This is a genomic window from Halorubrum amylolyticum (assembly GCF_004114995.1).
GTDB lineage: Archaea > Halobacteriota > Halobacteria > Halobacteriales > Haloferacaceae > Halorubrum > Halorubrum amylolyticum.
Genome location: NZ_SDJP01000057.1, coordinates 1 through 5,608 on the forward strand (window position 1 = coordinate 1; position 5,608 = coordinate 5,608).

Annotated in this window: 4 protein-coding genes and 2 pseudogenes; 2 read left to right on the forward strand and 4 right to left on the reverse strand. The window is 54.7% G+C overall.

Annotated features, from left to right (window positions below):
- Window positions 1-97: 97 nt before the first annotated feature.
- Window positions 98-895 (reverse strand): annotated as a pseudogene (locus ESO89_RS17955) (RNA-guided endonuclease TnpB family protein); the annotation flags it as partial.
- A gap of 44 nt (window positions 896-939) precedes the next feature.
- Here ESO89_RS17955 and tnpA point away from each other — a divergent pair.
- Window positions 940-1,347 carry an IS200/IS605 family transposase gene (gene tnpA, locus ESO89_RS17960; protein WP_128906769.1) on the forward strand — a complete coding sequence of 136 codons (408 nt, stop codon included), beginning with the start codon at window positions 940-942 and terminating at the stop codon, window positions 1,345-1,347.
- Window positions 1,348-1,445: 98 nt separating this feature from the next.
- Here the strand turns inward: tnpA and ESO89_RS17965 are convergent, their stop codons facing one another.
- A complete protein-coding gene (locus tag ESO89_RS17965) occupies window positions 1,446-2,957 on the reverse strand; it encodes a lipopolysaccharide biosynthesis protein (RefSeq protein ID WP_206731801.1) in 1,512 nt (503 codons plus the stop codon).
- A gap of 238 nt (window positions 2,958-3,195) precedes the next feature.
- Here ESO89_RS17965 and ESO89_RS17970 point away from each other — a divergent pair.
- Window positions 3,196-3,828, forward strand: a pseudogene (locus tag ESO89_RS17970) (IS6 family transposase).
- Here ESO89_RS17970 and ESO89_RS17975 read toward each other — a convergent pair.
- Window positions 3,825-4,919 (reverse strand): glycosyltransferase family 2 protein, encoded by a 1,095-nt coding sequence (locus ESO89_RS17975; protein WP_128906770.1) that lies wholly within the window; start codon window positions 4,917-4,919, stop codon window positions 3,825-3,827. The pseudogene ESO89_RS17970 and the gene ESO89_RS17975 overlap by 4 nt on opposite strands.
- Window positions 4,920-5,146: 227 nt before the next feature.
- On the reverse strand, window positions 5,147-5,608 hold a 462-nt coding region (locus tag ESO89_RS17980; protein ID WP_164932837.1), incomplete at its 5' end, for a hypothetical protein.

Consider the following 5,608-nt stretch of genomic DNA (forward strand, 5'->3'; position numbering starts at 1 on the left):
TCGTTGACCGAAGCTACGTTTTGCAGGGCGTTGGAGCTGGTGGACACAGTTTCCAAACCCTGCAGCCTCCCTTGGGAGGCTTTCTATGACAGGCTCACTCAGTGAATCGTTCTTCCTTGTCATCGAGTTTCCGGTGGATACTGGTCTTACCGTGTTCCTGACAGCGAGTCGTGATGGTGTGGTAGCGTTGGCGTTCCTGCTTGACCCGCCCATAGTCGAGGACGAGCGTGCCCTTCGTCCGCATCGTGTCGCGGTTGAGGGCAGTAAGTGCGATGTTACGTTCGTTGATGTCCACGCCAACCACAGTATCAGCGGTGTCGGGTTCGGGCACGTCGAACTCGCGTGTAACCGTGACGTGTAGGTAGTACACGCCATCGCGGTACAGGAGTTCGGGCTGCCCCACATCCACCTCGTCCGACGTGAGGGCGTCTCGAAGTTCGTCCATCGCGTCCGGTTCGCCGCGCAGGTGGCCGTTCACTTTCTTGTAGGGTTTCGGGCTGATGCGGAACTGAACGCGGTTCGTGTCGTCGTCCACGGTGAGGCGATAGCCTTCCGTGTGCGCCATCACGAGCGGGTACGCACCCGAGTTGTCCGTACTCGGTGGAATCGGCTTTCCTCCGTCAGGGTCGTCTTGGTTCTCCCACCACTCTTTGAGTGACTGGTAGGAGTCCCATGTTTGGAGGGCTTTGCCAACGACAGCGCATTTGTTGTTGCGGAGGAAGTCGTCGCGGTCGACTTCCCGCTGTATCTCAGTGCGATTGTGCCCATCTCGTGTGAGGCAGATGGTTTGGTTGAATATCTCGCGTGAAGCGAGGCGGGCGTCGTGAAGCCATGACCGTTCACCAGACGCTACGTGGAGGCGCGTCTTGATGGTTTTCGTGGCCTCCTCACCCATACTTTGACAATCGTTCTAACCAATCATAAATATAGGGATTCGGGATGGAGGAGTACCGCAGTCATGCACATTCAGTTAGTTCCTGTAAGTATCACTTCGTCTGGTATCCAAAGTACCGCCACCCTGTTCTTGATATGGTCGAGGACGATGTGCGGGAGTTGTTTGGTGAGACTACTGACCACTTCGGGCACGAGATTCTGGCGTTGGAGATTGCAGACGACCACGTACACCTGTTCGTTCAAACCGACCCGAAGTACAGTCCTGCGGACATCGCTCGACAATTTAAGTCGTACTCTGGCAAGCACTTGCTGGAACGGTATCCTGAGATTCAGAAGTCGTTTTTCTGGGGTGGTGGATTCTGGAAGGTCGGATACTACGTGGGAACGACAGGAACGGTGTCGGAGGAAGTGGTTGAACGGTATATCGAAGAGACGGAACACGCGCCGAAGTGACGCGCTTCACCCCCGCCCACGGTGGGGCGGGGAACTCGCGCTGTTTTTCTTAGAATCCTAGTCACTAGCGTGAAATCCACAGTTACGGATGTTCAAGCTTACTCCGTGAGGTTCTGATAGATTTGTTCGAAATTGTCGGTAACGGTCCAGTTAGTCATCACTTCTAGGACTAGAACCAGCGCAACGAATACGACGACACCGGTCGGGATAAGGACCACGAGATTCACAAACGGACTGAACGGAGAGACTTTTCCTAGGTACCAGACAATGAGTCCCATCGGAATGCTTGCGATGAGCGGGTAAACGAACTCGTAGTAGATTGAGCGTATCGGGAGGTCGATGGAACGGGACATAACGTATATGTCAAGTGGCATCATCGGTAAGACGTATATACCGGTCACGGTGAGCGCTGTTCCGACGATACCGAATGCGTTGGTCATCGGGTAGATAAAAACGGCGATCAGACCGACACGGATCGCGGAAAGTTTCGTAACGTAGTCCGGCCGGCCGATAGCTTCCCAAATCGGACCGAATGTCTTGCCAAGCGCTCGAAAGAGCCCATAGAACGCGAGGACTTGCATGGCTGGCACGGCCGGAGTCCACTCTTCGCCAAAGACCGCCACGACGAAGTCGGGGGCGATTGCGGCAATACCGACAGCAGAGGGGAAGGAGACAAGTGCGGTGACACGGAGCGTCTTCAAGAACGCTTGTCGGAGTTCCTCGTTATCTGTCTGTAGCTTCGAATACGCTGGAAACGTGACTTGAGTGATCACTTGTGACAACTCGGTCGCCGGGGCGTTAGAGAACCGGTAGGTGTACTGGTAGTACGTTAGTGCTGTTGGCGTGAGAAACCACCCGACGAAGGCATCATCTCCCTCACTGTAAATGAAAAAGAGGATCGACGAACCTGTAAGCCATTTTCCGTAGCCGATGAGCTCTTTGGCGATTTTGAGATCGAACGATGGGAACGGCCGATAATTGTGGATCACATATGAGAGGATCAACTTAACGACGTCTGCCGCCAAAAAACCGAAGACGAACGCCCACGCAGTTGGGTAGACCAGTGCATATCCAACACCAACAAGGAATTGGGCGGTGTCTCCGCTGATCTTATAGGCGAACTGTTTGTGAAACTGAAGACCCTTCTGAAAGTAGACAATACCGGGATTCCGGAATCCGAGAAGGAGAGGTGAAAGCCCGATGGCACGGATGATTTGAACCGCTCGGGGTTCCTCGAAGAACCATTCTCCGACGAACGGGGCGATCACGAAGAGGAGACTGGCAATGAGAATGCCTCGACCGACTTCTAGCATCCACGTCGTGTTGAGGTGACTGTCGACGTTCTCCTCTGTTTTCTGTATGAGTGCCTTGTTCAAACCGATGTTGGTGAACTTCTGGGTTGCACTCAGCGTCAATAGTGCGATCCCAACGAGGCCAAGTTCGGCTGGGCCAACGAGTCGGGCAAGAACCGCGAGCATTCCCAATTGGAGTACTCTGCCGACGACGTTCTGACCCATCAGCCACCCTGCGCTTTTCACGGTCTGTTCGGTGATCGTCCCCTTCGGTTTCAGCCGCTTGATCCAGGCGAGAAGGCGTTCAAGTAGACTCATTGGCTCCGTTCAGAACGAGGCGTCAGACCACCGGTGATGTTTCGATATTCGACGGCCTCGGACATCCCATTTTACCAGAAAAAAGGCCATTCAGTACTATGTAATTGCTTTCCTAATGCCAACGTTGCCAAGGAAATCCTCGGCCAGCTCGACCCTCATTCGAGTGTCTTTTAACCGTTCACGGGTTCTCCGCCGTCGTGTTAAGTTAAGGAAGAGGCGGTCAGAGTTTCAGATTCCTATGGCCGAAACCGACCGCCTCACCGAGTGTACCGAGTGGATCGACTTGGGTTTTGTGGAGCGAGAACGGACACCCCGCGAGTTCATTGAAAAGGGTATTCGACATCACCTTGCAGGACTCTCACTTTCGAATACAGTTACTCTACTTGAGGGGTCGGGTGTCAAACGGAGTCGCACTGCGGTTCACAACTGAGTCCAAAAGTCCGAGTTACAGCCGGCTGGCGGCGAAAGCCCGGATCGCGTTGCGGTCGATCAAAAGTCGATCCGGGTCAACGACGAAGCGTACTGGCTGTACGCTGCCGTCGATCCTGAAACCAACAGAATCCTCCACGCTCGGCTCTTTCCGACGTATACGATCCTGATCGGCCGAGAATTTCTCACCGAGTTGTGCGAGAAACACGACGTCTCCGACGCGGTGTTTCTCGTCGATGACGCCGCCGATATCGCGGGCGCGCTCCGTCGAGAAGGGCTAGAATACCGCGTCGAGATCCACGGCTACAGAAATCACGTTGAACGTGTTTTTCGTGAAGTACAACGACGTACCGCTTCGTTTTCAAACTGTTTCAGCAACGCCGATCCGCAGACCGCGGAAACGTGGTTGCAAGCCTACGCCGTCTGGTGGAATCATGCTTAAGGTAACACGACGTTCTCCGCGAGGTGATCTGTGGAATTGGTCTTGTCCGTGTGGATTGCTCGGTCGAAAGCCAAAACGAGTAGAGCCGACGCTATCGCGACGAGATACATCGCTACCGCGCCGACTGTGCCCGTCACTTCGTCAGCATCGGGCTGATGAGCCGAGAACCGGTGAAGAAGCTGGACGGTCCCGGCCGTCGCGGTAGCGCCTGCGAAGGCGGCTAATAACCCAATTGGATGGCCCTTCGTGGGAGGATACTTGACCCGAAGTCGCCAAAGGAAGTTTCGTAATAGCATCTGCGAGACATTGATGATGTACTCCTCGTATTGGATATGGCTGTCTTCCTCGTCGTATACGGCTGGAAGCGGAACATCAGCGATATCTGCTCCGGCGATATTGAGCCTCACGAGTAGATCATTCAAGTAGCCGTAATACTCGTACATCCTTTCGATGGAGACGTGTTCGAGAACGTCGGCTCGAACCGCAGTGTACCCGTTCTGAGGATCGGTGACTTCCCAGTACCCGCTCGCCACTCGTGTCAGGAGCGTCAGTATGTGATTTCCGAATAATCTGAACTGAGGCATATCGCCGCTGTGTTCATCGTTCGACAGTCGATCCCCTTTCGTATAGTCGGCTTCCCCGGCGACGATCGGATCGAGGAACCGAGAGAGTCGGGTGGGATCCATCTGCCCGTCGCCGTCTATCGTTGCTACAATGGCGGTGTCGTCTTCCAAAGCGAACTGATATCCAGTCTTTATCGCACCACCTGCACCGAGGTTCTGCTTGTGGTGGATCATCACGGTCCGTCCGATGGCGTAGAACTCGTCCACCCTCTCGGCGAGTTCCTCGCTTTCGAAATACAACTCGTTGATACTTGAGAGGTCGTTGTCGCGTCGTTCGGCAGGGGGCCTCGCATCCGCCGCCTCAGCTTCCGCGGCGGTGCGGATCGCCTCCGGCGTCTCGTCGTCCGAACAGTCTTCGACGACGTACACGCGATCAACGTACTCTGGGATGTCGCGAATGACATCGCCTACGAACTCCGCTTCGTTGTATGCCGGGATGATAACACCGACAGAATGGGACTTGTACATACTATTTCCTCGTTTTAGATGGTTGGGGCGCAGGTAGCTGCGGGGACGGCTGGGCCAGACTGTCCTCCGACACTGGCCGAGCGCAACTTGACGTTGCGCTGCGGCTCACTTCCGTTAACCGCCATCAGCGGACCGCAGTGGATCAATTCGGCGTCATCTGTTCTCAGTGCAGACCAACTAAGTAGAGGACTTTGTTATGCATCTGTTATCTGTTCCTACTGGAGATGTTACGTCTCAATCGAGGTGATCACGGAGGGATCTACCGATAGCCGCCTGATGTCTCCAGAGAAATCGAATCTTACGGTAGGATCAGCCATTGTTCCGATCACCTGTGTGCCGACGCTGTTCGGGGATAGCGATACGTTTGAGAGGGTTCCGGGAGGTTGAATTTCACCCGTAACCCACAGAGATAGCTCTCCGTGGCCGTCGGTGATCCTCTCGAACTTGATAGTGTACGGGAGGTCGGAGAAAGATTGAGTGCCATCGTCGATAGCAATATACTCGTTTTGAACGGTGACTTCCGTCGCGACCATCGTAATGCCACTTTTTGGCTCTATCTGGATTCCGTTGCCAGACTCCGCCTTGATTCGACAGTTCCGAATGGTGGTGCCGTCGCGGCCGTCTTCGACGCGGATAGCGGCGCCACGGCCGCCTGTTCCTGTGATCGACACGTTCTCAATCGTGAATCC